Source organism: Mariniflexile maritimum (assembly GCF_009746565.1).
GTDB lineage: Bacteria > Bacteroidota > Bacteroidia > Flavobacteriales > Flavobacteriaceae > Mariniflexile > Mariniflexile maritimum.
Window position 1 is genome coordinate 141236 of record NZ_WRPN01000008.1, and the last position, 23894, is coordinate 165129.

Below are 23894 nucleotides of genomic sequence, written 5' to 3' on the forward strand. Positions count from 1 at the left end.
ATTATTCTTCTATAACTTTTGAGACTACCAAATAGCCGTTTTTTTCCTTTGGAAAATTTTCCATGATTAGTTGTTTTTCCAATGAAGAACTTTCAATCACTACATCGTCCCTTAAATCGTTTAACGATACGCTGCTATTATGATTTATATTAAAAGAATTATTATTTGTTGGTTGTGCATTTTTAATCACCTCAAATAATTTGTTCACCGCCTCACTGGGTTGTGCACCTTTAATACTGGACAATACGTCCACGGTCATAATTTTACTCATTTTCTGTGTTTTTAAATTAAAAAAAGCCCCCCAGTTTTAGGAAGGCTTTTTATATTTTTTAAAACAATAACCTTCCTGTCCTAACAATTAGGATTATTGAAATTAGTATTGTTATTGTTGGCCATAAATTTTTTATTGCGTTTCAAATATATGCAGAATATATATGCTACGCACTATTTTTTCTAATATGCTGTTTTGTTTTATCAAATTGTTAAAAAATGTAAAGTTTAGTTATAGGTTTTTTAAATAATTGGTTGTTATTGTTAATTTCAAAATTTTTTTGGTTTAAATATTCTAAAGATAAACCAAGATCCAATAATCAAAATGGCATCTGGCTAGAATTTTTTTGAAGATTTTAGCAACTTTTCTTACTATTAAAAAGAAAGGGCAACCCTAAAATCAAACCGCTAGCGCGTTGTTATATGTTTTGTAAATTGATACGTGATAAAAAATGTGACCAAATGCCGTTTAAGGCGCTTTTTAGACGATTTAAGGCACTTTTGAGTAATTAACAACTGTTGATAATTTTAACTCATATTCGATAAAAAACTTTTAAAAAGCCTATTCGTTTTGTATCTTTGTTCGTATTCAAAAACGATGCGCTAAGCATCTTTTTTTGTGTTAATAAATACAATAAACAATATTAATTAATATGAGCGAACCAAAAGAAGAATTTAACAAGCACAATTATTCAGCAGATAGTATTCAGGCCCTTGAAGGTATGGAACACGTGCGCATGCGTCCATCCATGTACATAGGCGACATCGGTACCCGAGGTTTGCATCATTTGGTGTACGAGGTAGTGGATAACTCCATCGACGAGGCGCTGGCTGGACATTGTAACAATATTACCGTAATCATTAATGAAGATAATTCCATTACCACTGAAGATGACGGTCGTGGTATTCCGGTAGATTTACATAAAAAAGAAGGTGTTTCCGCTCTGGAGGTTGTCATGACCAAAATTGGGGCCGGAGGTAAGTTCGATAAAGATTCCTATAAAGTTTCCGGTGGGTTGCATGGAGTAGGTGTAAGTTGTGTGAATGCATTGTCAGAACATTTAAGGGCCACCGTTTACCGCGATGGTAAAGTGTATGAGCAAGAATATGAACGTGGTAAAGCCATGTATCCCGTGAAGCAAATTGGCGAGTCCGATAAACGCGGAACCACGGTAACCTTTAAACCAGATCCCACCATTTTTACGCAAACCTTAGAGTATAGTTATGATACTTTAGCGAGCAGAATGCGCGAATTGGCGTTCCTTAATAAAGGGATTACCATCCATCTGGTTGATAAGCGCAACAAAAAGGATGATGGCACTTTTGAAGGTGAAACGTTCCATTCCACAGAGGGTTTAAAAGAATTTATAAAATATTTAGATGGCAACCGAGAGCCTTTAATGAAAGATGTTATTGCTTTTGAAGGCGAAAAAAATGGCGTGCCCGTTGAAGTGGCCATGATTTATAATACCTCCTATGCCGAAAATTTACATTCGTATGTAAATAACATCAATACCCACGAAGGCGGAACGCATTTGGCAGGTTTCCGTCGTGGATTGACCATGACCTTAAAGAAATATGCCGATGAATCGGGGTTGTTAAAAAACTTAAAGTTTGAAATCGCTGGCGATGATTTCCGTGAAGGATTAACGGCTATCATTTCCGTAAAAGTGGCCGAACCTCAATTTGAAGGGCAAACAAAAACAAAATTGGGTAACCGCGAAGTATCCGCCTCAGTAAGTCAGGCCGTATCGGAAATGCTCACCGATTATCTAGAAGAACACCCCGACGATGCAAAAACCATTGTGCAAAAAGTGATGCTGGCCGCACAAGCGCGTCATGCAGCCCAAAAAGCACGCGAAATGGTTCAGCGCAAAACCGTGATGAGTATTGGAGGCCTACCCGGAAAATTAAGCGATTGCTCTGAACAAGACCCCTCAAAATGTGAAGTGTTCCTAGTTGAGGGCGATTCGGCGGGCGGTACCGCAAAACAAGGTCGCGATAGGGCGTTTCAAGCCATTCTTCCATTGCGTGGAAAAATATTGAATGTTGAAAAAGCGATGACCCATAAAGTATTTGAAAACGAAGAGATTAAAAATATTTTTACAGCACTTGGGGTTACCATTGGCACTGAGGAAGATAGTAAAGCATTAAACCTTTCAAAACTACGATACCATAAAGTAGTGATAATGTGTGATGCCGATATTGATGGTAGCCACATTGCCACCTTAATACTTACCTTCTTCTTTAGGTATATGCGCGAATTGATTGAAAACGGGCATATCTACATCGCTACGCCACCGTTGTATCTCGTAAAAAAAGGCCAGAAAAAAGCCTATGCATGGACCGATAAAGAGCGCGACGACATTGCCGAGGAATTTGGCGGCAGCGTAGCCATTCAGCGCTACAAAGGTCTTGGTGAAATGAATGCTGAACAACTTTGGGATACCACCATGAACCCTGAATTTAGAACCATGCGCTTAGTACAAATAGACAATGGTACGGAAGCCGATAGGATTTTCTCGATGTTAATGGGTGATGAAGTACCGCCCCGTAGGGATTTTATTGAGAAAAATGCTATTTATGCTAATATTGACGCGTAATCGTTTAACGATTATTATGTTATAAAGTTACTAAGTTATTAGGTTATTAAGCTTTCCGACCAACTAACCAATAACCTACATAACCCAATATCCGAAATAACCCTGAAGACCGTCTTCAGGGTTATTTTTTTAGCATAAACATCGTTAAAACGCAAAAAATAACGACAAAATGTTTTTTCGTATGTTTTTTTGTATATATTTGCTGTAACCAAATTTTATATAAATGAAAAAGATATCCCTATTCCTATTATTTATTGTTGTAACACAATTATCAAAGGCTCAAGAATTAGAAAATATTTTACTGGCGGCAAGAGGCGATGCCAATAAGCTTACCGAGAGTTATTTAAACCCAGTTATGAAAGGCTTAACATTCGGTGTAAACAGTGGTTGGTACCATACGGCGGCAGTTCATAAAAAATTCGGTTTTGATATTTCAATAGGCTTAAATGCTTCCATGGCTCCCGAAAAAGATGAGCTAATAACGTTTGCCAACCTAGGGTTAACAAATATAACATCTTCATCTGCAACAAGTCCAACCTTAGTTGGTTCTGGAGATGGTGCAACCATGAACGTAAATGCCACCGTACAAGGTCAATCGGTTACGGCAACTTTCGATATGCCTTCAGGTGTAAAAGATGATTTGCCTTTAAGCGCGGTACCTTCACCGGCAGTTCAAGTAAGTGTAGGGTTGCCCTATAAGTTTGATGTGATGCTTCGTTTGGTGCCAGAAGTTGGTAGTGATGATGTAAAAGGGAAATTGTTGGGCATTGGCCTTAAAAAAGAAATAACCAGTATTTTTGGGCCATTAGACAAATTACCACTGCATGTTTCGGTATTAGCGGCCTATACCTCCATGGATGTAAACTATTACATGGATGGAACAGAAATTCCGGGAAGCAACCAAGATGCCGCACTTAAATTAAATGCATATACCGCCCAGGCAATAGCATCCTTAAATTTTCCTATTATAAATTTTTACGGAGGCATTGGTTATAGTGCAGGAAAATCGTCATTAAAAATGATGGGAACTTATGAACTGGAATACAATACCGGTCAACCGGCACCCAATGATACGATTTCCGAAACGATTACAGATCCATTAGATTTGGACTTTAAAACCAGCGGTATCAAGGCCACATTGGGAACCCGATTAAGTTTGGGATTCTTTAAAATTTTTGCCGATTATACCTTGCAGGAATATAACACCCTATCAGCGGGTATCGCATTTAGTTTCAGATAATAATTATAAATTTTTTTCATAGTAATAATTGTTTTAGTTTTAGTTAAATTAGTGTTTAGTTATTTAAAAAGTGCGAGATTAAATCTGGCACTTTTTTCATTTAAAACATATAAATTTGTAGTTTTGCCTGATTAAAATCATATAATGTGAACTTTAATAAGCCGAAATTCGCAACATAAAAAAAAAGAGGTGCTAAAAACGAGCTTCAATATAAAAACAAAAACATTTTAAACATAAAAACATGAAAGTAACAGTAGTAGGTGCCGGAGCAGTAGGCGCAAGTTGTGCAGAGTATATTGCCATTAAAAATTTTGCTTCAGAAGTTGTTTTGTTGGACATTAAGGAAGGGTATGCCGAAGGTAAAGCCATGGATTTAATGCAAACAGCTTCATTAAATGCTTTTGATACCAAAATTACAGGTATTACAAACGATTATAGCAAAACCGCCAATAGCGATGTGTGTGTGATTACCTCTGGTATTCCTCGTAAACCGGGAATGACCCGCGAAGAATTGATTGGTATAAACGCAGGCATTGTTAAAGATGTTTCTTCAAATTTGATTAAATTTTCGCCAAACACCATCATCATTGTGGTAAGTAACCCTATGGATACCATGGCTTACTTAGTGCATAAATCTACCAACTTACCAAAAAACAAAATCATTGGTATGGGTGGTGCTTTAGATTCTGCACGTTTTAAATATAGATTGGCAGAGGCTTTGGGCGGCCCCATTAGCGATGTAGATGGCATGGTAATTGGCGGCCATAGCGATACTGGCATGATTCCGTTAACACGTTTGGCTACTAGAAATGGTGTGCCTGTAACCGAATTTTTAAGCGAAGACCGGTTAAACCAAGTAAAGGAAGACACAAAAGTAGGTGGCGCGACCCTTACCAAATTGTTAGGTACTTCGGCTTGGTATGCACCTGGTGCAGCGGTTTCAGCCATGGTTCAGGCCATTGCTTGCGATACAAAAAAAGTGTTTCCTTGCTCTGTAATGTTAGAGGGCGAATATGGTTTTAACGATATTTGTCTTGGTGTTCCGGTAATTTTAGGCAAAAACGGTATTGAAGAAATTGTATCCGTTAAATTGAACGATGCCGAAAAAGCCAACATGCTTGAAAGTGCAGAAGGTGTTAAGGCGGTAAACGAATTGTTATAAAAAGTGCCTAAATTGCATTCAAGTTGCAAGTAAATGAATGTTATAAGTGCCTAAGGTTGAAAGCGTAACTTCCAACTTTAGGCACTTTAAGTATTTTATGGCTTCAAATTCCCAAAACCTTAAAGTTGCCATTTTGGTGAACTTAAAAAGAAAACTTGTTAAAAATTGTCAATTCATTACCTAAATCATATATTTGGCAGATGAAAGCAAGATGGTGCATTAGCGCTTTAATTTTTATTTTTTCCCTAATAGGGGTTAGTAATTGGCAACAAGCTCCGGTTCCAAATCAGGAAATTGTTTTGCGTTTTACCGATGCCAAGGTTTCATCCCAAGAAACCCAACGTACCATTGCCATCATAAAAAAGCAGTTGTTAAGTATAGGCATTGCCACAATCCATGTGAAGAAGCAGGAAAATGGTAGTTTAAAAATCACTTATTTTAGCGAAACGGATGTTGCCAACATCAAAAAAATACTTTCGGAAGAAAAAGATCTAGCGCATGGTTTTATTGCTTCCAATGAAGATGGTAATCCTATAAAATCACCTTCACCCAATCATCCAAAAAACTACAATCTGGATATTTTTGAAATACAGAAACAAGATACCGATTCTGGTTTTAGTGGCAAATACGCGGTTGTTTTCAAACAGGATACCAATCGGTTTTTCAATGTAACGCCAACCATTTCCTCAAATAAAATAGATTTTGCTGCTGAGGTAGCATCCGAAAAAAAATCTTATATTTTCTACAAAAACACCGCCATAATTTTAGAAGACACCTCACATAAAATTCCTGAGGTTAGGGCGGGTCCTGCCGGTTATCCAACACTTTAAAAAATACAGGTTTAAGGGTTTTAAAGTGTGTTTAAAACCTATAAAAATCATAAACTTAAAAAATAATTGTCAAATCACTTGTAAATTTTATATTTGCTCGATTTAAAATTTGACCAATAAATAATTAAAAAATGCAAAATAAAGGATTAGTAAAAATATTTGCAGTTTTGTTTGGTTTGGTAAGCATTTACCAGTTGTCATTCACATTCAAAGCCAATCAAATAGAGCGAAAAGCAGAGGAAATCGCTATCAATAAAATTTCCGAAAAAGAGCCAGATTATCGCGCACTTCGCAGTGCCGAGGAGGCCAAGTATCTAGAATCGGTTGCAACCGATACCGTTTTCAACATTGGCATCGCAAAGTTTACATACAACGATGTGAAAACAAAAGCCATGAATTTAGGTTTGGACCTAAAGGGAGGTATCAATGTAATCCTGCAAGTTTCCGTAAAGGACATCTTGAAAGGTTTGGCAAACAACACCAAAAACCCAGTTTTCAACAAAGCGCTGGATGATGCCACCGAGCTTCAAAAAAACAGTCAGAACACTTATTTAGAGGATTTCTTCATCGCTTTCGATAAAATAAAGGGTACTACCAAATTAGCTTCCCCAGATATTTTTTATACCAAAAATTTAGATGGCGATATTGAAGGTAGTATGACCGATGAACAAGTTAAAAAAGTAATAAGCACCAAAATAGATGAGTCTATCGTTTCTGCTTTTGAAGTATTGCGCAAACGTATCGACGAGTTTGGGGTAACTTCGCCAAACATCCAGCGATTAGGAACTTCTGGCAGAATTTTAGTGGAATTACCAGGGGTTAAGGATGTTGAGCGTGCTACAAAATTATTGCAAAGTACGGCTCAGTTAGAGTTTTGGGATGCTTATAAAGGCGAACAGTTTTTCGACTTTTTATCGCAAGCCAATGAAGTTTTAAAAGGCGTGGTTAAAACCAATACCGACACCGATAAAGTTGAAAGTCAGGATGAAGAACAAGCAAAAGACAGCACCATCGACAATCTTTTGGGCGAAGCGGCAACCGATTCTACAGCTACAAAAACCGTAAACCCTATTTTCGACCTTATTCGCGGACAAGGGTACCAAGGTGGGCCGGTTATTGCGCAATTTGAAATTAAAGATAGGGAAACCGTTCTAAATTATTTAAACCAACCCCAAGTTAGGGCGTTGCTACCTGCCGATATGCGCTATGTAAAATTTGCTTTCGGCAAACCGGAAAAAGATAGCGAAATCATTGATTTATACGGACTTGTAGGCAACAGGGACAACATTCCGCAATTAAGTGGAGCTGTTGTTACCGATGCGCGCAATGCTTTTGGACAAACAGGAAAACCAACGGTTTCTATGCAAATGAACGCGAAAGGCGCAAAAATTTGGGAAGAAATGACCGGAAAAGCCTATGCACAAGGCAGCCAAATTGCGATTGTTTTAGATAATATCGTGTATTCTGCCCCAGGCGTTACCACTGGTGCCATTTCTGGTGGAAGCTCTGAAATTTCAGGAAACTTTACCTTAAACGAAGCGGTCGATTTGGCAAATGTATTGCGTGCCGGTAAATTGCCAGCGCATGCCGATATTATTTCAAGTGAAGTTGTTGGGCCATCATTAGGTAAGGAAGCCATCCATAGCGGTACCGTTTCATTTATGATTGCCCTCGCTTTGGTTTTAATCTGGATGATTGTTTATTACGGAAAATCGGGTGGTTTTGCCGATATAGCCATGTTATTGAACATTCTTTTGATTTTCGGTATTTTATCGGGCCTTGGCGCTGTGTTAACATTGCCGGGTATTGCGGGTATCGTATTAACTATTGGTATGTCGGTAGATGCGAACGTAATCATTTTTGAGCGTACCAAGGAAGAAATTGCCAAAGGTAAAGGCTTAAAAGAAGCCATTCAAGATGGTTTTAGTAACGCCTTGTCTTCAATTTTAGATGCAAACATCACAACGGGCTTAACCGCTTTAATATTGTTTGTTTTTGGTACAGGCCCTATTAAAGGCTTTGCAACAACCTTATTAATTGGTATTTTCACTTCCTTGTTTACCGCTATTTTTATCACCAGATTATTAATCGATTGGTATGTTAACAAAGGTGGCAAATTAGAGTTTACAACGCCTTTAACCAAAAATTTATTTAGAAACATCAATATTGAATTCTTGAAGAAACGCAAAATCGCTTATATTCTTTCGGGCATCCTTATTTTGATAAGCTTGGGGTCGTTATTTATCAATAGTTTGGACCAAGGTGTTGATTTTGTTGGAGGAAGGACCTACCAAGTGCGCTTTCCCCAAGATGTGAGTGCTTCTGAAATTTCGGCCACCTTGGTGGGTGCTTTTGGAAGTGCCGATGCAAAAACGTTTGGTGCGGACAATCAATTAAAAATTACTACTAAATATAAAGTAAACGAAACAGGTTCTGAGGTAGATGAAGCGATAAGAAAAACGTTATATACTTCTTTACAACCACATTTAAACGGTGTTTCTTATGAAGACTTTATCGCGCCCTCCGAAACTAAAACCGTTGGGTTGATGAAATCGTATAAAGTAAGCCCAACCATTGCCGATGATATTAAGCAAGAATCATTCTGGGCCGTTTTAGGGTCGTTAATCGTAGTATTCCTTTATATTTTGTTCCGTTTCAAAAAATGGCAATATTCGTTGGGTGCCGTTCTTGCGGTATTCCACGATGTACTTATTGTGTTGGGCGTATTTTCATTAACCTATAAGTTTATGCCATTTAGCATGGAAATCGATCAGGCCTTTATTGCGGCCATATTAACGGTAATTGGGTACTCATTAAATGATACCGTAATTGTGTTCGATAGGGTAAGGGAATATTTTAATGAGCATACTTCTTGGAAATTCGATAAAATAGTGGATGTGTCGTTAAGCAGTACGCTGGGTAGAACCTTAAACACCTCGTCAACAACCTTGGTGGTATTGCTTGCCATTTTCATTTTTGGGGGCGATTCCATTAGAGGTTTCATGTTCGCATTAATTGTTGGTATTGTTGTGGGTACCTATTCCTCACTTTTTATTGCAACACCATTAATGTATGATACTATTGACAGAGCAGAAAAAAAGAAAATAAAAAGCTAAACTAACTCAAACTATTTTCTCTAAAGAGCCTATCGTTATAAGTCGGTAGGCTCTTTTTTTTATAAAAATAGCCCAAAACAATCCCTAAAACGTATATACAACAAAGCCCTTAATTATATACATTTGTTACAAAATTACTACTTCAACTCTTTAAAAATTTAATACTGTTTTTCTTTGGAACCAAAACAATCCTGTATGAAAAAATTTCTTTTTGTATCGCGTTGGGGCGAGTCGCTGGATATTGCCAATACCATTAAAAAGGAAGGTCACGAGGTGAAACTATTTGTCGAGGATAAAGGCTGTAAAGAAATAGGCTTTGGTTTTGTGAACAAGGCAACGCACTGGGAAAAGCATATTGCATGGGCAGATATTATTATTTTTGATTATACGGGTTATGGAAAAATAGCCACCCAGCTTCGGAGCGCTGGGAAACTGGTAGTAGGTGGTACTGAATACACCGACAGGTTAGAACTGGATAGGAATTACGGACAGGCCGAATTAAAAAAACACAAAATAAAAATCATTCCATCAAAAGAGTTTACTTCGTTTAACGATGCCATTACCTATATTGAAGCCAACCCAAATACTTATGTAGTAAAGCCCTGTGGCGAAACGCAGGAACTGAAACAACTGTTGTTTGTGGGAAGCGATGATGAAGGTTTGGACGTGATACGAATTTTAAGGGCCTACGAAAAGGCCTGGGGCAACGATTTTGGTAATTTTCAATTACAGCGTAAAGTAAAAGGCGTAGAGGTTTCTATTGCGGCGTTTTTTAATGGTCACGAATTTGTGTATCCTATAAACATTACTTTTGAACATAAAAAACTGTTTCCTAAAGAGTTGGGTGTTTCAACAGGCGAAATGGGCACCAGCATGTTCTGGACCAAAGATTCCCCCATTTTTGAAGCGACATTGTTAAAATTCCAAAGCACGCTTGCAAAGCACAACTTCATCGGTCATATCGATATTAACTGCATCGTAAACGGTAACGGCATCTTTCCGCTTGAGTTTACCTCGCGTTTTGGCTATCCTCAAATTTTCATTCAACGGGCAGGTATCAACGAACCCTTGGGCGAGCTTTTTTTAAAGTTGGCATCAAAAAAAACATTCAGAATAAACGTAAAAAAAGGGTTTCAAGTGGGTGCTTATATTGTGGTACCACCGTTTCCTTATGATGATAAAAAAACCTTTAACCTTTTTTCAAAGGATGCTGTTGTGGTATTTAAAAAGAACGGAAAAGAAGGTGTGCACCCCATGCACTTAAAAAAGGTGAAGGATGAATGGCTCATTACGGGCAACACAGGCATTGCGGTACTGGTTACGGGTGTTGGCAATACCATGAAGGATGCCCAAAAAATGATGTACAACCGCATTAATAACGTTATTATCAATAATGGCTATTACCGCACCGATATTGGCGACCGTTGGTCTGAGGACTCCGATAAATTATGGTCGTGGGGGTTATTGTAACACAAATTTTAGCTTAAACATGATTTTCAGGTTAACCCATGATTGTGCACCGTTTTTCAAGTTGATGCCCCAAGATTGGCAAGCGGGCATCGTTCCTTTTTGGGACGATTATAAGGCTTCTACAAACTGTTATTTGCTTTTTGATGATAACAAGATAGTGGCAGGTGGCTTGGTGTTCTCAAAATGCCCACCAGATATGTTTTATGCCGAAAAAGAAGCTGCGTTCTACTTTAATAACCAGTATTTGTATGTAGGTTTTATTTATGTTATTGAAGAACGAAGACAGCAAAATTTGGGCTCTATTTGGTTGGAAAATTTAAAGAAAACACATCCCAAACAAGCCTTTTGGTTAACCATTGAAGAGTTAAAACTAGATGTTTTTTACGTTAAGAACGGTTTTAAGGCTGTTGAATCGTTACAAAATAGCGGTGCAACGGAGGTGGTTTATGTTTATAATCCTATTTGATGATATTCAATTTTGTCTCCTACGGAAAGCCCCCAAGTATCAACCAAACCAGCATTTACTTCCAGTACATATTTTGCCGGGGCATTTGATGGCAAAGAATTTTCATCAAAAGGTTTGGCGTTTTTTTGAAAGCTCACTATGCTTTTGTTGGCACCTATAAAAATAATGTCCAAGGGAATTTTGGTGTTTTTCATATAGAAATAACGCTCGGTTACATCATCAAAAACAAATAGCATTGCTTGGTTTTTTGCCATCGAATCGCGGTACATCAAACCGGTTTGGGTATCAAATTCGGTGTCGGCAATTTCAATATCCAGTTTTATTTCTGTTGAGTCGGCCACTTTAATAATGGTAAGCTCCCCTTCTTTTCTAAAGCTGATTTTAGTTTGTTCAATCGTTTTTTTATCTTCTTTACAGGCTACAAGACAGAGAGTTAAAAGCCCAAAAGCTACAACTAAAACATATTGAAATTGTTTAAGGTTCATGTTATTTTACCGCCGTTTTTGGTTTATAAACAAACATAAAATACAAACCGATAATTATAAACGGAATGCTTAACCATTGTCCTGTATTGAGCCCGAACCAGTTTATGTACTCGTCGCCCTGGGGTTCTTTAACGTATTCTACAAAGAAACGGATGGTCCAAAGCAAGATTAAAAACAAGCCAAATAAAAACCCTGTTTGATCTTTTTTAGTGGTTCTTGAATAGAAATACCATAAAATAAGGAACACGAAAATATAGCAGAACGATTCGTATAATTGTGCAGGATGCCTGTATGGAACTGCGTCCAATAAATTTTGGAATTGCGGATTGTTGGTTACGGCATTATAGGCCTTTTGCACATCGTTAATGCCCGTTAACTGCATGATTTGATGCTTGTAATATTCATCTTGAATGAAGCGAACGCCAAAAGAAGAATCGGTTACTTTGCCAATAATTTCCGAGTTTATAAAGTTGCCAATCCTAATAAATACTGCTCCTGATGCTACTGAAATCACTACCCGGTCCAAAATCCAAAGCAGCGATTTGTATTGGTATTTTTTACGGTATAGGTACATGCCAATTATAATGCCTATGGCGGCACCATGGCTTGCCAAACCTTGAAACCCAGTAAACTCAAATGTGGGATTGGTGCGGATGGGAAGAAAAATACTTAGAAAATCTTCCGTAATTAATTCAGATTGATAGAAAAGCACATGGCCTAACCTGGCGCCAATCATGGTGGCCAAAACGGTGTATATAAATAAAGGGTCCAAGTATTCCAACGATACTTTTTCCTTTGTAAAAATCCGTTTCATAATGTACCAGCCCAAAACAAAGGCAACTACCCACATTAAACTGTAAAAGTGCAACTTAAAATTACCAATAATGTCGATGCCTGTTATGGGGTTCCAATCAAATTTTAATAAGTACATAGATTTTCAATTTTCGATGTAAATATACGTTTTTACAACGCGTTGTTTGTTAAAAATTATTTAAGAAGTTCAACTATTTCAACTTCAAAAATAAGGTTGGTTTTTGGAGGAATATCTCGGTTGCCCGTTTCACCATAAGCCAGATGATAGGGGATGAACAGGGTTGCTTTATCGCCTACATGCAATTGTTGCAGACCTTCCTTAAAGCCGGCAATCATGCGGGCGTTGGGGCCAATATCTGCCGAAATGGGTTGGTACTGGTTTGCCGCTTTGCGTTGCAGGTTAACCATGTTTCCCGCTTCGGCCGTTTCCAGTTTACTGGTTTCCAGTAGCTTGCCGTCTTCAAAATAAACGGCATAATGGGTTCGTACTTTCGAGTGTTCCTTTAATTTTGCTCCAGTGCCTTTTTCGGTAATGTTATACTTTAAACCCGATGGTAAGGTTACGGCGGCTTCCAGCTGTTTGTCGAATTTTTGTTTGTTAGCTTTTAAAATGGCTTCGGCTTTAGCTATTCTTTCTTTTTCAATTTCTTCAGCCTTTAAGAAATGGTCAATGAAAATTTTTGGGGCGTTAAAGGCCTTGGCTTTTTTTCCTTTTCTAATGATGTTTAATTCCTTAACAACAACGGCCTCAAGCGGTTTGTTGTTGGCATCGGTTTTAACATTGGAGATGCTGTCCTGCACATCAAGGCCTAATACGAGCTCTCCAAATACATTATAGTGGTTGTCTAAATGGGGTTTCGGCACTTCGGTAATAAAAAATTGGCTACCATTGGTATTGGGCCCTGAATTTGCCATCGATAAAATACCGGGTTTGTCGTGCTTTAAATCGGGGTGAAATTCATCGTTAAAACGGTATCCTGGATTTCCTTCACCGGTGCCTAAAGGGTCGCCACCTTGAATCATAAAGCTATCAATAACCCTATGAAAGATGGTGCCGTTATAGAACTTTTTTTCTTTGTACATGCTGTCAACCAAGGTGTTCTCACCTTCGGCCAGGGCCACAAAATTGGCAACGGTTATGGGTGCTTTATCAAACGCCAATTTAGCCAACATGGTGCCTTTGGTGGTTACAAATTCGGCATACAAGCCATCTTCCAAATCGGGATATTGTACTTTACAAGATGAAAAAACGGTTAAAACAACGAATAGGGCAGCGATGTAATTTCTAGATCGGTTCATATTAATTGTGTTCGTTTTCGGTAATGCTATATAAGGTTACATCGCAAATAAGCGGTGTGTTTCTGCCTATTTTGTTGCCATCGCCATAATATCCGTAGGCTTTTTGCGAAGGAAACAGAAACGTAACGGTCTCGCCTTCCTTCATCAGTTTTAAACCTTCTCGCAAACCTGAGAAAAGTTCTTCTTTATCGATGGTGTAGGTTTGGGTTTTAAGGTTTTCAGTAGTGTAAATTTCAGTGCCATTTAGGGCTTTTATGTTATAATTGTAGGTAACCACATCGCCAAATTTTGGGGTTTTTAAGGAATCGGCCTCAAGTTTTGTTTTATAGGCATACCAAAAGCCATTGGGCGAAGCTATGTATTTTAGATTTTTTTCTTGCTGAATAAGCTTTTTGATGTGGGCATGTTCCTTGGAATTCATTTTCTTGTTGCGTTCTACGGAAGCATCGATAAACGACCCCGACTTTACACTAACCGGATGTCTGGCCTCTGGCGATTTGCAACTTATAAAAGCAAATAAAATGAGGCTAAGTAGGTAAAATTTATTCATTGTTCAAGGCTTTTTTATACTTGGGCAATATACTAATAAAATTTTCAACCGTATCTTTTAATGATAAAAAGCTCTTTCCGCCAGCAGCATTTATATGGCCGCCACCGTTAAAATGCGCTCTTGCCATATCGTTCACAGAAAAATGGCCTTTAGAGCGGAGTGAAATTTTAATGATGCCTTCTTGTTTGTCTTCAATAAAAATGGCGGCAAGAATCATGTTTTCTATAGATAACCCATAATTTACAATGCCTTCGGTGTCGCCTTTTTTATAGTCGTATCTATTTAATTCCTCTTGCGAAAGGGTGATGTAGGCGGTTCTAAGTTCGGGGATGATTTTCAAATTGGTGAGGGCACAACCCAATAGTTGTAAACTTTGGTAGCTATTGGCATCAAAAACCCGATTGTGTATTTCGGCATTATTGGCACCTTTTTCAATTAACTGGGCAATAATCTCATGGGTTTTATTGGTGGTTGAAGGAAACCTAAAGGAGCCCGTATCGGTCATAATGCCAACATACAAACAGGTTGCAATAGGGGCATCAATTAGGTTGGCATCGCCCAACATGTTGATAAAATGATAGACCATTTCACAGGTTGAACTCATGGTAACATCGCTAAAAACGTAAGTAGCGTAAGCATCGGGTGCTTGGTGGTGGTCGATCATTATTTTTATGGCCTTACTTTCAGCTAGCGCCGTTTCCATATTGCCGGTTCGGTGCAATGCGTTAAAATCTAGGGTAAAAATAATGTCGGCAGCTTCAATTAAAGCTTCACATATTTTGGTTTGGGTATCGTGTTTTAGGATGGATTTTTCACCAGGAATCCACTTTAAAAAGTTAGGATAGTCGTTGGGGCTAATAACATGAACTTGGTGGTTTCCTTTCAAAAGGTAATGATAAAGCCCAAGCGTTGAACCAATGGCATCGCCATCGGGATTTTTATGTGGTACAATAACAATTTGCTTTTTGGAAGCTAATAATTGTTTAATGTTTAATAGGTCTTGTGTATTCATAGAGGACGAATATACAATTTTTTAAAATTGGGTGGACTTGTTTTTAAGGATAAATACCTTACTTTTGTGGCAAACTTAAATTAGAAAGATGGCGACAAACAGAACTTTCACCATGTTAAAACCAGATGCTGTTGAAAAAGGGCATATTGGTGCAATATTAGAAAAAATAGCAGCCTCTGGCTTTCGGATTGTGGCCATGAAATTAACGCAAATGACCAAAACCGATGCCGAAACATTTTATGCGATACATCGTGAGCGTCCGTTTTTTCCAGATTTGGTAACCTACATGACCCGTGGCCCCATAGTTGCGGCCATTTTGGAAAAAGAAAATGCAGTTGAAGATTTTAGGGCATTAATTGGCGCAACCAATCCTGTTGATGCTGCCGATGGCACCATTAGAAAGCAGTTTGCCACTTCCATTAGTGAAAATGCGGTTCATGGAAGCGATAGCAATGACAATGCGGCTATTGAAGGCGCGTTTCATTTTTCGGGAAGGGAAGTGTTTTAAGGCATTTTGGCTGTTCTTTTAAAAGTTTGATTAGTACAGTGTGCATGTCCTTTAGATACTGATTCGCTTGCAACATCATCTTTATCCCCGCTACCGTACGAATCCTTTTGTGAGGCACACTCTAATTAACCGTCAAACATTCTAAAAACAATAACATTATTTTTTAACTGCATAAGCAAATTTTAAACTTTCACAAATTTAATAGATTAGCTTCATAAAACCACACGAAGGATTCGTGCTGTAGCGGTGGGGGATTTAAGTGAAAAAATAAGCAAAATAAGAATTTTTGGGCTTTAAAGGAACACCCTTACCTATGTATTTGAAATCTCCTCCATTAATTTCCTTTCTGTAAACTTCAATTTCCTGATTAACTTTGTTAATTGAATCCCCTTCTTTTAAGGGTACTCCTTTGTAATCCTCCAAATAAAAATAAACTTCTTCTTTATCTCCGTAATATACTTTAGTGCCTCTAGTTCTTTCAATTTTACTAATAATAGCATTTATATCATCTTTATAAAAAGTAATCCATTTATTATAATCTTCTTGTTTTGAAATGTATGCAAACAAGAAAACGAAAATAAATGCAGGTATAACTCTTAATAATATTTGTTTTCTCTTCATCTTTTAATTTAGCTTATTTATACATTCTGCCAGTGCCTGTATGCAACTGAAAAAAATTGTATTCTCCGTTAACTTGTACATTTGCTCACAACTACCGCACGAATCCTTTTGTGAGGCACACTCTAATTAACCGTCAAACATTCTAAAAACAATAACATTATTTTTTATCTGCATTAGCAAATTTTAAACTTTTACAAATTTAATAGATTAGCTTCATAAAACCATACGGAAGGATTCGTGCGGTAGCGGGTGCAGCACTATTAAAATTATTCATTGTAATGATGGATTGTTATTTTGAAAATCCGGTAAAAATTCCTGAACCGGGATATTGTGCATCGTTCATCCATAGCACTCTTTTTCCTTTTAAGGCGGTAAAGTAAACGTCGTAGGTTTTTGGTTTGCCTTCAATATCTGAAAAACTTAATTGCCAGTTATTTATGGATTTGAAGGTTCCAGCTCCTTTTGCCTGTGCTACATTCGTGCTGCCACCGTAGGAGTTTGCGGCCGCTAATTGCCACTTGTAGGTTTGCCCAGTTCCAAATTCAAACGATTGGGAAGATGAATATGTACTCATACCAGCACTATTTCCTGTGTAAATATTTGTATAATACGTGTTACTTGAAAAGTTGGTACTCCATTTTCCCGTATTATCAATATCTGAAGCTGCAACAGCGAATTTGTTTCTGTCAGACATATTGTCTAAACTTTTCAATACATCAGGATCACTGTCCCATTGAATTTTTTCAGGATCGAACTTAAATTGTTGAATGAATGAATTTTTATCTGGCACTATAACTTCTGTCCAACCCGCACTTTTCTTAAAAAATACAATAAAGACTGCCTTTTGAGTACTATTATCAATAGCATTCCCCATTCCTAAATAAGGGCGATTATAAGTGCTAATGTATGCGGTTTTGAAATTTTGCAAATTACTGTAACGCGGTGATACTAAAATATCCCAGGCTGCACGGGTCTGAGGATCAGGGTCTGCAGGGAAAATAGTGCCTTCTTTCGGATAGTGTAATAACACTTTTATGTTCCCTTTGGTTACTTCTACCCAATCTGGCTGTTCGGTACTTGTCCACCCATCATCAAAATTAGTTGTGGTAAATGAAAATCCACTATCCATTGGCTTATGATTTGTAATGACAATTTCTTCTGTAACAGAATTTTGATCTTTTAATTCTGGCGTTCTCAATTCTAATGAACCGATAAGGTTTTCAAAGTCTTGTAAATAACGTTGATTCGGAGTAATTGCTACAACGCTTAAGCATACATCATAACCCGAAAAAGTAGTAAGAACTACCATGGTTTCTTTACCATTAAAAATAAATTTACCGGCACCAGATTTTATTTTCCACCCTTCAGCTTCACTTATGTCTATTCCCATTGGTGGGTCGTTGGTTTTGTATTGCTCTACAATCAAAGTTTTCCACTCACTATCAAAATCGGCCTCAATATCTCCTTTGCTTGTAGTGCTTTTATACAGACCCGTTTGGCACCAGCTTTTGTCTTTTTTATTAACAAAAGTATAGCTAACAACCCCTTCTTTGATTTCTTGTTTCCAACCTTTTGGCGGGGTGTAGGTGAACAGATCAAAAGTTTGTTTCTGGGCAAACACTTGCACAATTGAAAGGCTTAGAAAATAGACTAGAAATATATTTTTCATAAATCATAACATTACATTTTTAATATACTGGCACATTAGAAAAAGTACATTTCATTTCACCAGAAAACCCATCAGTAAATGTTTGCTGTTCTGCATCTCCTTTGGTAACTGGTTTTAAGCCTTCTATCATAATTCCCATGGTAAAATACCCACTTGCTTTTCCATTTTCTACTTTTTCTATAACGAATTTGCAATTTTGGGAAGGGGCTGGTAAATGCCTTGCCAAAGTATTATCTACATAAGAAGCCATGGTGCCGTTAGCAACTATGGGTGAAAATCGATAGATGTATGGTTTCTGTGCATTGCCATAAAATAACACCGCATCGTTGGCTGTAATTTCTGCGAACTGTTTACTACCATATAAAGGTTGTTTTTGAGCTATTTCCGTAAAATTAAATGTTTCTGGTTTTAGTGAATTGTTAACGGACTTTAGTTGTATTTTGAAATAATTTTCTTTGCTATTACCTTCTTCTTTACTAGCTGTAAACGTGAATCTGTTATCTCCTGTTTTCATTATTTGTGCAAAGGGAAGATTGACGTTTAAGATTTTACTTTGCAATTTTACAGTTGCCTCACCTGATATGGCAGACACATCTGTATTAGTAGCAGTATTTTTTACAGCACTTCCCATTTTTGGGTCGGTAGCAGTTGATACCCCTGATGGAGCCTTATAGTTGTCTGCTTCCGTTTTAAATATAAATTCTACCCTTCTATTTTGTGCTTTCCCTTCTGCACTTTTATTCTCTGCAATGGGTTGGGTTTCACCACGCCCTTCTGTTTCCAATTTACTTTCATCAATTTTAAATTGACTGACTAAAATATTTTTTACCGTTTCTGCTCTTTGTTCTGAAAGTTTTAAATTAGAAGCATCATCGCCATCGGCATCAGTATGCCCCACAATTTTTACAGGGCTTGTTACTTCTTTCAATATTTTACTCACATCTAGCAATGCTCCCATACTTTCAGGTTTTAGTTTAGATGTTCCGGTAAAGAATAATAAATTACTGACTATTTTCCCTTCTTCAAATTTTGCACGAGTATCAGGAATATCTTTTGCAATTCGAATATTGCTTATGTAAGCATCAAATCCACCTGTACTATAGAATGAAAAGCCTAATTGGTTTGGAAGAAACTCTTCATTAATTGCTTGTAGGTCGTATAATTTTCTATCATTCCACCACATTCTAAAACGCTTTCCTTGTACACACATACTAATATGTACAGGCGTGGTATTGCTGTAAGGAAGACTTTCGGTCATTGCATCCGACAATTTTTTATCACCTGCATAGAGACTGGCTCTACTCATATTGGCACCACTTAAAATGGCCGAAAAATTTAAGGCAGGTTTTTTGCCACTTTGCAAGATGGCTTCATCGGTCACTAGAAGACCTCCTGTATTAATTAAGTTGATGTCAATTCGGGGGTCATACGAATTTTTCACAAGTAATAAATCAAATTCAATGGTAAAATTAGTTCCCCAACTTTGCTTTTTACTTCGTATAAAATGATTGGCACTTGTAGAAGCCATTTTTACCCAGTTTCCTTCAAGCCCTTCAATATTAACAACCTCAGCAGAAGCAGATGTGATCCACCCAAGAGGCGTTTCGCCCATATTATCTTTTTCAAAATTGTCAAAATATAATATGGTAGCACCCGGTATAAAATCGAATTTGCTATAAATTTTTAGATTGGATGAGGAAGTGGCTCCTGCCTGTGTTCCTGTAACAGCTTCACTTTTTTCGCTTGAATCGTCATTCGACTTCTTTTTTAACTTAATGGGCGATTTTGCCTCCATTAAACTATCCAAGGAAGTATCAATTGTTCTGTCTTCTTTGGCTTCTATTTTCTGCTCTGTTTTTGTGATTATTTTGTCTTTAAGTTTTTTTAAAAGCTGTCCGTAAGAAAGCTGACAAATCACCATCATCCCGATAAGTAATAGATATTTTTTCATGGGTTTATAATTTGAATTATTGTTTTAAAATTGTTTGGTTAAAAATTATTCCAAGCACCACCAGTATCTAAATCATAGCCATATTTATTTGAAACCGTTTGCAGGCCACTTTTGCCAGTATTGAAATAAGTCCAACCAATTCGCATTGGCTGGAGGGTTACGGTTGTGGTCATTACCCCATTGCAACCCATCGCTTCTGTACAGTCCAACACCTTTATTCTTTCCATTTTGATGGTGTATAGGGTAGCGGTGGTTCCAGATTGCATCACCGATACTTGACCAGAGGTTAATAATTCATTACCTAACTTGGCTTTTTTAAAATCGGCAGCAGAACCACCAATATTCATGGTGAAATTTACCTGTGAATTGTTTTTGCCACCCGATGCTATGGTTAATGCCTGAATCCATTTTTCGAAGCCACGGGTTACGGCATCACCTTTAATAGGCATGCCCGATGTATTGATTACATTAATATATACATCCGTTTTTTGCGCTAAAGCCATTATAGGCAGCATCATTAAAGTTAAAAGTAGTTTTTTCATTTTTTATTGTTATTAGGTTATTTGTTGCTTATTGATAGCTGAATTTGCCAATTAAATTTTTTTAGGTATTGGTTTGGTTGTATTTGGGGATGTTTTATTCACTTGTGAAGCAATGTTTGGTTCTTTTCCTAACATACTTCGTAGTTTTTCAAAATCCAGGGCCTTTTTTATACCAGCAATGTTTTCATCAAAAACCGAATTGCCCTGTTCAATTTTAATTTGAATTTGAAAAAACTGGGGCGTTGATAATTTCTTGTTTTTTTGGTAATACGAAAGATTAGGTTTTACCGCAATAAATGAACCTGGGGTGTTTTCTTCTACAAATCCATTAAAACGTTCTTCATCATTCCACATACAAATGGCGGTTTCGCTTAAATAATCCTCTGGTTGTTTTAGATATTCGTTAATACGGTCATTATAAACTTTATATTCACTTGCGTCGCCACCATTTGCAACAATGGCTTTTTCAAGTTTCTTTTTTGTGAGAAGCAAATACTCTTTTCTACTTACATCCATATAGGGTAATGTGTCATTATAGGTAATGAGCCAACTGTATTGCATAATCTTGTTTTTACTGTACTGCTGCCCCTCAACTTCTTCCATATAATACACCCCATCTTTTTTTTCTAGTCTTTTTTCAAGTTTTAGATAGCCTCTTAAATCGCTATCAGGAATTTCAGCAGCGTATAATCTCAAGTTATATAGGGCGTTTGCGGTAATCTGGCAGGTAGTTGGTGTGGAAACATCAATATAATATTTGGTTTTATCGCTACTGTTCTTATCACAGAGATACCTAAGTATGTACAGGTGGTATTGATAAGGATCTGCCATCCAATTTTTGCCTTCTCCGGGGTATTTTCCAAACACGGTACTATAAGCTATTTGGCAACCTTTTGGTTGATAGTTATCTGAAACCAATTGATGTAAATTGTTCAAAACTGCTTTTTCCTTTATCAAATCGCTAGCGTTAATATTTGAAATGGAGCCTTGTGGCCCTTTTTTCCAAGTACCAGGTAATTTGGCAAGTGCTTCTGGGGAGCAATTTTGGGAGAATGTTGAAACAGAAAAAACGATTACGGAAAGCAATACTATGTATTTCATGATTTTTATTTTTTTTCTAAAATTCCGGTAAGTCCCACTGAGCTTTTCCCGCTTATAAGACTGATTTGCCCTTTAACGCCAGCTTCCAATTGTAAATCTTTGATGGCGCCCACATCACTGGCACTTCCGTCCTTGGTTTGAACGCCCACATTTACACCTGCCGCTTCACTGCCATCATTAATGACATTGGTGCCAACACTAACGCCAGCGGCTCCCTTTAGAATGACGTCTGTAATGCCCGAACGGTCTATTTCAACAGCAATTGAACCACCAACTGCAGCTTCAGCTTTTATGGGACCTAGATTTTTTTCCCCAAATGCTACGCCTGCACCAACTTCAACAGTACAATTCATAAACTGTTCGCTAAACGTGTTTTTGTTCATATCTTGCTTGAGCCCCAGTTTCACAAATTTTAAATCTAAGGTTGAAGTTATGCGGCTACAATCTGTACGAATGGTACCAACCGGTGTAGAGAGCTCGCTATGGTACATACAATGCACATCATCAAATTCCTGTAGTTTAGGACTTCCCGTTGCATCTTTTACCTTCACTTGGTCGCAAGAGCCGCCTATATTCTTAAAATACACGCGTTGTCCGCTAATTACGGAAAGCCACTGGATTTTTACATTTATCTTGATAACTTCAAATACTTCAGGCCATTGGGTGTATTGATAATAATAAACATAATCATTGATTTTTCTTTTCAGGTGTTTTAGATAGCTATTATAAGATTCATCCAACAGGGCATTTGCAGAAGCCAGAAAGTTATTGCGAACAGCGTTTTGATCTGCACAATGTGCTTCATAAGGGTTTGATTTTCCTTCACCAAAAAGATCCTTGAATTCCTCATTTATTTTTGCTTCATCATGCTCTAGCTTGGTTTCCAATTCTTCAATTTGCTTTAAACTATTTAACAAAGCTTCATTGTTGGTTTTATACGAAAAATAGTCGCTTCCATCTTTGTCTTGCACTAGGTAACTTAACTTTGCCATTGCTTTAAAGGCTAATTTGGGGTATGGAGAAATGTATCCTCCCTGCTTGGATGCAGCCATGATGCTATTCATTCTATCCTCTGTAATACTTCCCATTTCGGTTTCCAGTTGGCTTGCCTTCAATTTCAAAACACTTATTTCTTTGCTACATATTTCATTGAATTTGTCCCATTTTTCTTCAAGTTTGGCGCTAAAATCGACCTTTATTGGTCTTTGTGGCCATGTAAATTTATCCAACCCAAGTGCGTCTTGAGGCATGCTTTCATTCCAGGGAATATCGTCTGGCGTTAATTTATATCCCAACTTTTCTAGCTTATTGGCTTTTTCCATGCTATACCCTCCTTTAACACTTCGTTTTACTGCTTCTATCGCTCCTTTGGAATTGCCTTTACTTTCTTCAATCGCACTCTTCGATAAATTTGCCTGCGGATGGTAACCATATATCCGGATGGTGCTATCCAGATACGTTTCTGCTTTAGCCATTTCACCCAGTCCAAACCATGCCTGACCTATATTATTAAGTATCGTGCTGTTTTTAGGAAATTGGTTATTTAGGTTGTTAAGAACGGGTATGGCCAATTCTTCAGCACCACACATGGTTAACATAGCGGCATAATTATTAAGCATATTTGGGTCTTCCGAATTTTCAATACAGGCCTGCCCCATTAGGTAGAGGGCTAAAGCGGGTTTGCCCATTAGCCACAAGCCTGCTGCTGTATTACCAACTGGTGTGTTTGATGGATATTCAGCTTTTAAATACTTATAAATTTCTTCCCCTTTACTTCGTACTTCTGGCGATAAACGCGACATTATTTTTTCATGGGTCGTTGATAGGTACTTTTCAATTGTTGCTGAAGTTAATGGAGCTTTTGAAATACTGCTTATTCTTGCAGCATCTTTTACGGGAACGATGCGGTTAGCTTCTTCCCAGGCTTGTTTTAGTTGTTTATCAGAAACGCCCGATACCGTTTTTTGCAATGCTTTTATATTGGGCATTTTTATACCCATGCTATCCATCATTTTTTTATCTTCTTCGCTTATTTCATCCATCCCTTGCTGCATTTCCTTCATCATATCCTGCATCTCTTTTTGGGTAGGAGGTTTTTCAGTTGGTTTTTTTTGCCCAAATGAACAGATCGCTAAAAGCATAAAGCTAATTATGATATACATATTTTTCATGTTATTGGGTTTGTA

At 37.5% G+C, this 23894-nt stretch carries 20 protein-coding genes; 8 read left to right on the plus strand and 12 right to left on the minus strand.

Annotation, left to right across the window (positions count from 1 at the left end):
* Position 1: 1 nt before the first annotated feature.
* Positions 2-271 carry an Asp-tRNA(Asn)/Glu-tRNA(Gln) amidotransferase subunit GatC gene (locus tag GQO80_RS11550; protein ID WP_198037773.1) on the minus strand — a complete coding sequence of 90 codons (270 nt, stop codon included), beginning with the start codon at positions 269-271 and terminating at the stop codon, positions 2-4.
* Positions 272-923: 652 nt separating this feature from the next.
* Between GQO80_RS11550 and gyrB the strand changes: the two genes are divergently transcribed.
* From gyrB to GQO80_RS11585, 7 genes are all read left to right on the plus strand, one after another.
* Complete coding sequence (gene gyrB, locus GQO80_RS11555) at positions 924-2873, plus strand: DNA topoisomerase (ATP-hydrolyzing) subunit B (protein ID WP_157208517.1); 1950 nt, start codon at positions 924-926, stop codon at positions 2871-2873.
* 223 nt (positions 2874-3096) lie between these two features.
* A complete protein-coding gene (locus GQO80_RS11560) occupies positions 3097-4113 on the plus strand; it encodes a DUF6588 family protein (RefSeq protein WP_157208518.1) in 1017 nt (338 codons plus the stop codon).
* A gap of 241 nt (positions 4114-4354) precedes the next feature.
* Positions 4355-5275, plus strand: coding sequence for a malate dehydrogenase (mdh, locus tag GQO80_RS11565; RefSeq protein WP_157208519.1), 921 nt, complete (start codon positions 4355-4357; stop codon positions 5273-5275).
* Positions 5276-5475: 200 nt separating this feature from the next.
* Positions 5476-6105, plus strand: coding sequence for a hypothetical protein (locus GQO80_RS11570; RefSeq protein ID WP_157208520.1), 630 nt, complete (start codon positions 5476-5478; stop codon positions 6103-6105).
* 131 nt (positions 6106-6236) lie between these two features.
* Positions 6237-9221, plus strand: coding sequence for a protein translocase subunit SecDF (secDF, locus tag GQO80_RS11575; RefSeq protein ID WP_157208521.1), 2985 nt, complete (start codon positions 6237-6239; stop codon positions 9219-9221).
* Positions 9222-9416: 195 nt separating this feature from the next.
* Positions 9417-10691: a phosphoribosylamine--glycine ligase gene (locus tag GQO80_RS11580; protein WP_157208522.1), complete on the plus strand. Its 1275-nt coding sequence runs from the start codon at positions 9417-9419 to the stop codon at positions 10689-10691.
* A gap of 19 nt (positions 10692-10710) precedes the next feature.
* A complete protein-coding gene (locus GQO80_RS11585) occupies positions 10711-11157 on the plus strand; it encodes a GNAT family N-acetyltransferase (protein ID WP_157208523.1) in 447 nt (148 codons plus the stop codon).
* On the opposite strand, the gene GQO80_RS11590 is transcribed toward GQO80_RS11585, so the two are convergent.
* The 5 genes from GQO80_RS11590 to GQO80_RS11610 are packed head-to-tail and all read right to left on the minus strand — an operon-like array spanning position 11142 to position 15316.
* Complete coding sequence (locus tag GQO80_RS11590) at positions 11142-11642, minus strand: DUF192 domain-containing protein (protein ID WP_157208524.1); 501 nt, start codon at positions 11640-11642, stop codon at positions 11142-11144. The two genes, GQO80_RS11585 and GQO80_RS11590, sit on opposite strands and share 16 nt — an antisense overlap.
* Position 11643: 1 nt before the next feature.
* A complete protein-coding gene (gene lgt, locus GQO80_RS11595; RefSeq protein WP_157208525.1) occupies positions 11644-12573 on the minus strand; it encodes a prolipoprotein diacylglyceryl transferase in 930 nt (309 codons plus the stop codon).
* A 56-nt stretch (positions 12574-12629) separates the two neighbouring features.
* Entirely contained in the window at positions 12630-13754 is a 1125-nt protein-coding gene (locus tag GQO80_RS11600) for a peptidylprolyl isomerase (protein WP_157208526.1), read from the minus strand.
* A 1-nt stretch (position 13755) separates the two neighbouring features.
* Positions 13756-14304 (minus strand): gliding motility-associated peptidyl-prolyl isomerase GldI, encoded by a 549-nt coding sequence (gene gldI, locus GQO80_RS11605; RefSeq protein WP_157208527.1) that lies wholly within the window; start codon positions 14302-14304, stop codon positions 13756-13758.
* Positions 14297-15316, minus strand: a complete 1020-nt coding sequence (locus GQO80_RS11610) for a DHH family phosphoesterase (protein WP_157208528.1) — start codon at positions 15314-15316, stop codon at positions 14297-14299. The genes gldI and GQO80_RS11610 overlap by 8 nt, the downstream gene beginning before the upstream one ends.
* An 88-nt stretch (positions 15317-15404) precedes the next feature.
* Here GQO80_RS11610 and GQO80_RS11615 point away from each other — a divergent pair, with 88 nt between their 5' ends.
* The gene (locus GQO80_RS11615) at positions 15405-15824 is read left to right on the plus strand and encodes a nucleoside-diphosphate kinase (RefSeq protein WP_157208529.1); all 420 of its coding nucleotides are present in this window, start codon (positions 15405-15407) and stop codon (positions 15822-15824) included.
* A 255-nt stretch (positions 15825-16079) separates the two neighbouring features.
* Here the strand turns inward: GQO80_RS11615 and GQO80_RS11620 are convergent, their stop codons facing one another.
* The 6 genes from GQO80_RS11620 to GQO80_RS11645 all read right to left on the minus strand — a co-directional run bounded on the left by GQO80_RS11620 (position 16080) and on the right by GQO80_RS11645 (position 23879).
* A complete protein-coding gene (locus GQO80_RS11620; protein WP_157208530.1) occupies positions 16080-16445 on the minus strand; it encodes a hypothetical protein in 366 nt (121 codons plus the stop codon).
* Between the two features lie 289 nt (positions 16446-16734).
* Complete coding sequence (locus tag GQO80_RS11625; RefSeq protein ID WP_157208531.1) at positions 16735-18114, minus strand: hypothetical protein; 1380 nt, start codon at positions 18112-18114, stop codon at positions 16735-16737.
* A 19-nt stretch (positions 18115-18133) separates the two neighbouring features.
* The gene (locus GQO80_RS11630; protein ID WP_157208532.1) at positions 18134-20065 is read right to left on the minus strand and encodes an OmpA family protein; all 1932 of its coding nucleotides are present in this window, start codon (positions 20063-20065) and stop codon (positions 18134-18136) included.
* Positions 20066-20103: 38 nt separating this feature from the next.
* Positions 20104-20607 (minus strand): hypothetical protein, encoded by a 504-nt coding sequence (locus tag GQO80_RS11635; RefSeq protein ID WP_157208533.1) that lies wholly within the window; start codon positions 20605-20607, stop codon positions 20104-20106.
* A gap of 51 nt (positions 20608-20658) precedes the next feature.
* Entirely contained in the window at positions 20659-21708 is a 1050-nt protein-coding gene (locus tag GQO80_RS11640; RefSeq protein WP_157208534.1) for a hypothetical protein, read from the minus strand.
* A 5-nt stretch (positions 21709-21713) separates the two neighbouring features.
* A complete protein-coding gene (locus tag GQO80_RS11645) occupies positions 21714-23879 on the minus strand; it encodes a tetratricopeptide repeat protein (RefSeq protein ID WP_157208535.1) in 2166 nt (721 codons plus the stop codon).
* Between the last annotated feature and the right edge of the window lie 15 nt (positions 23880-23894).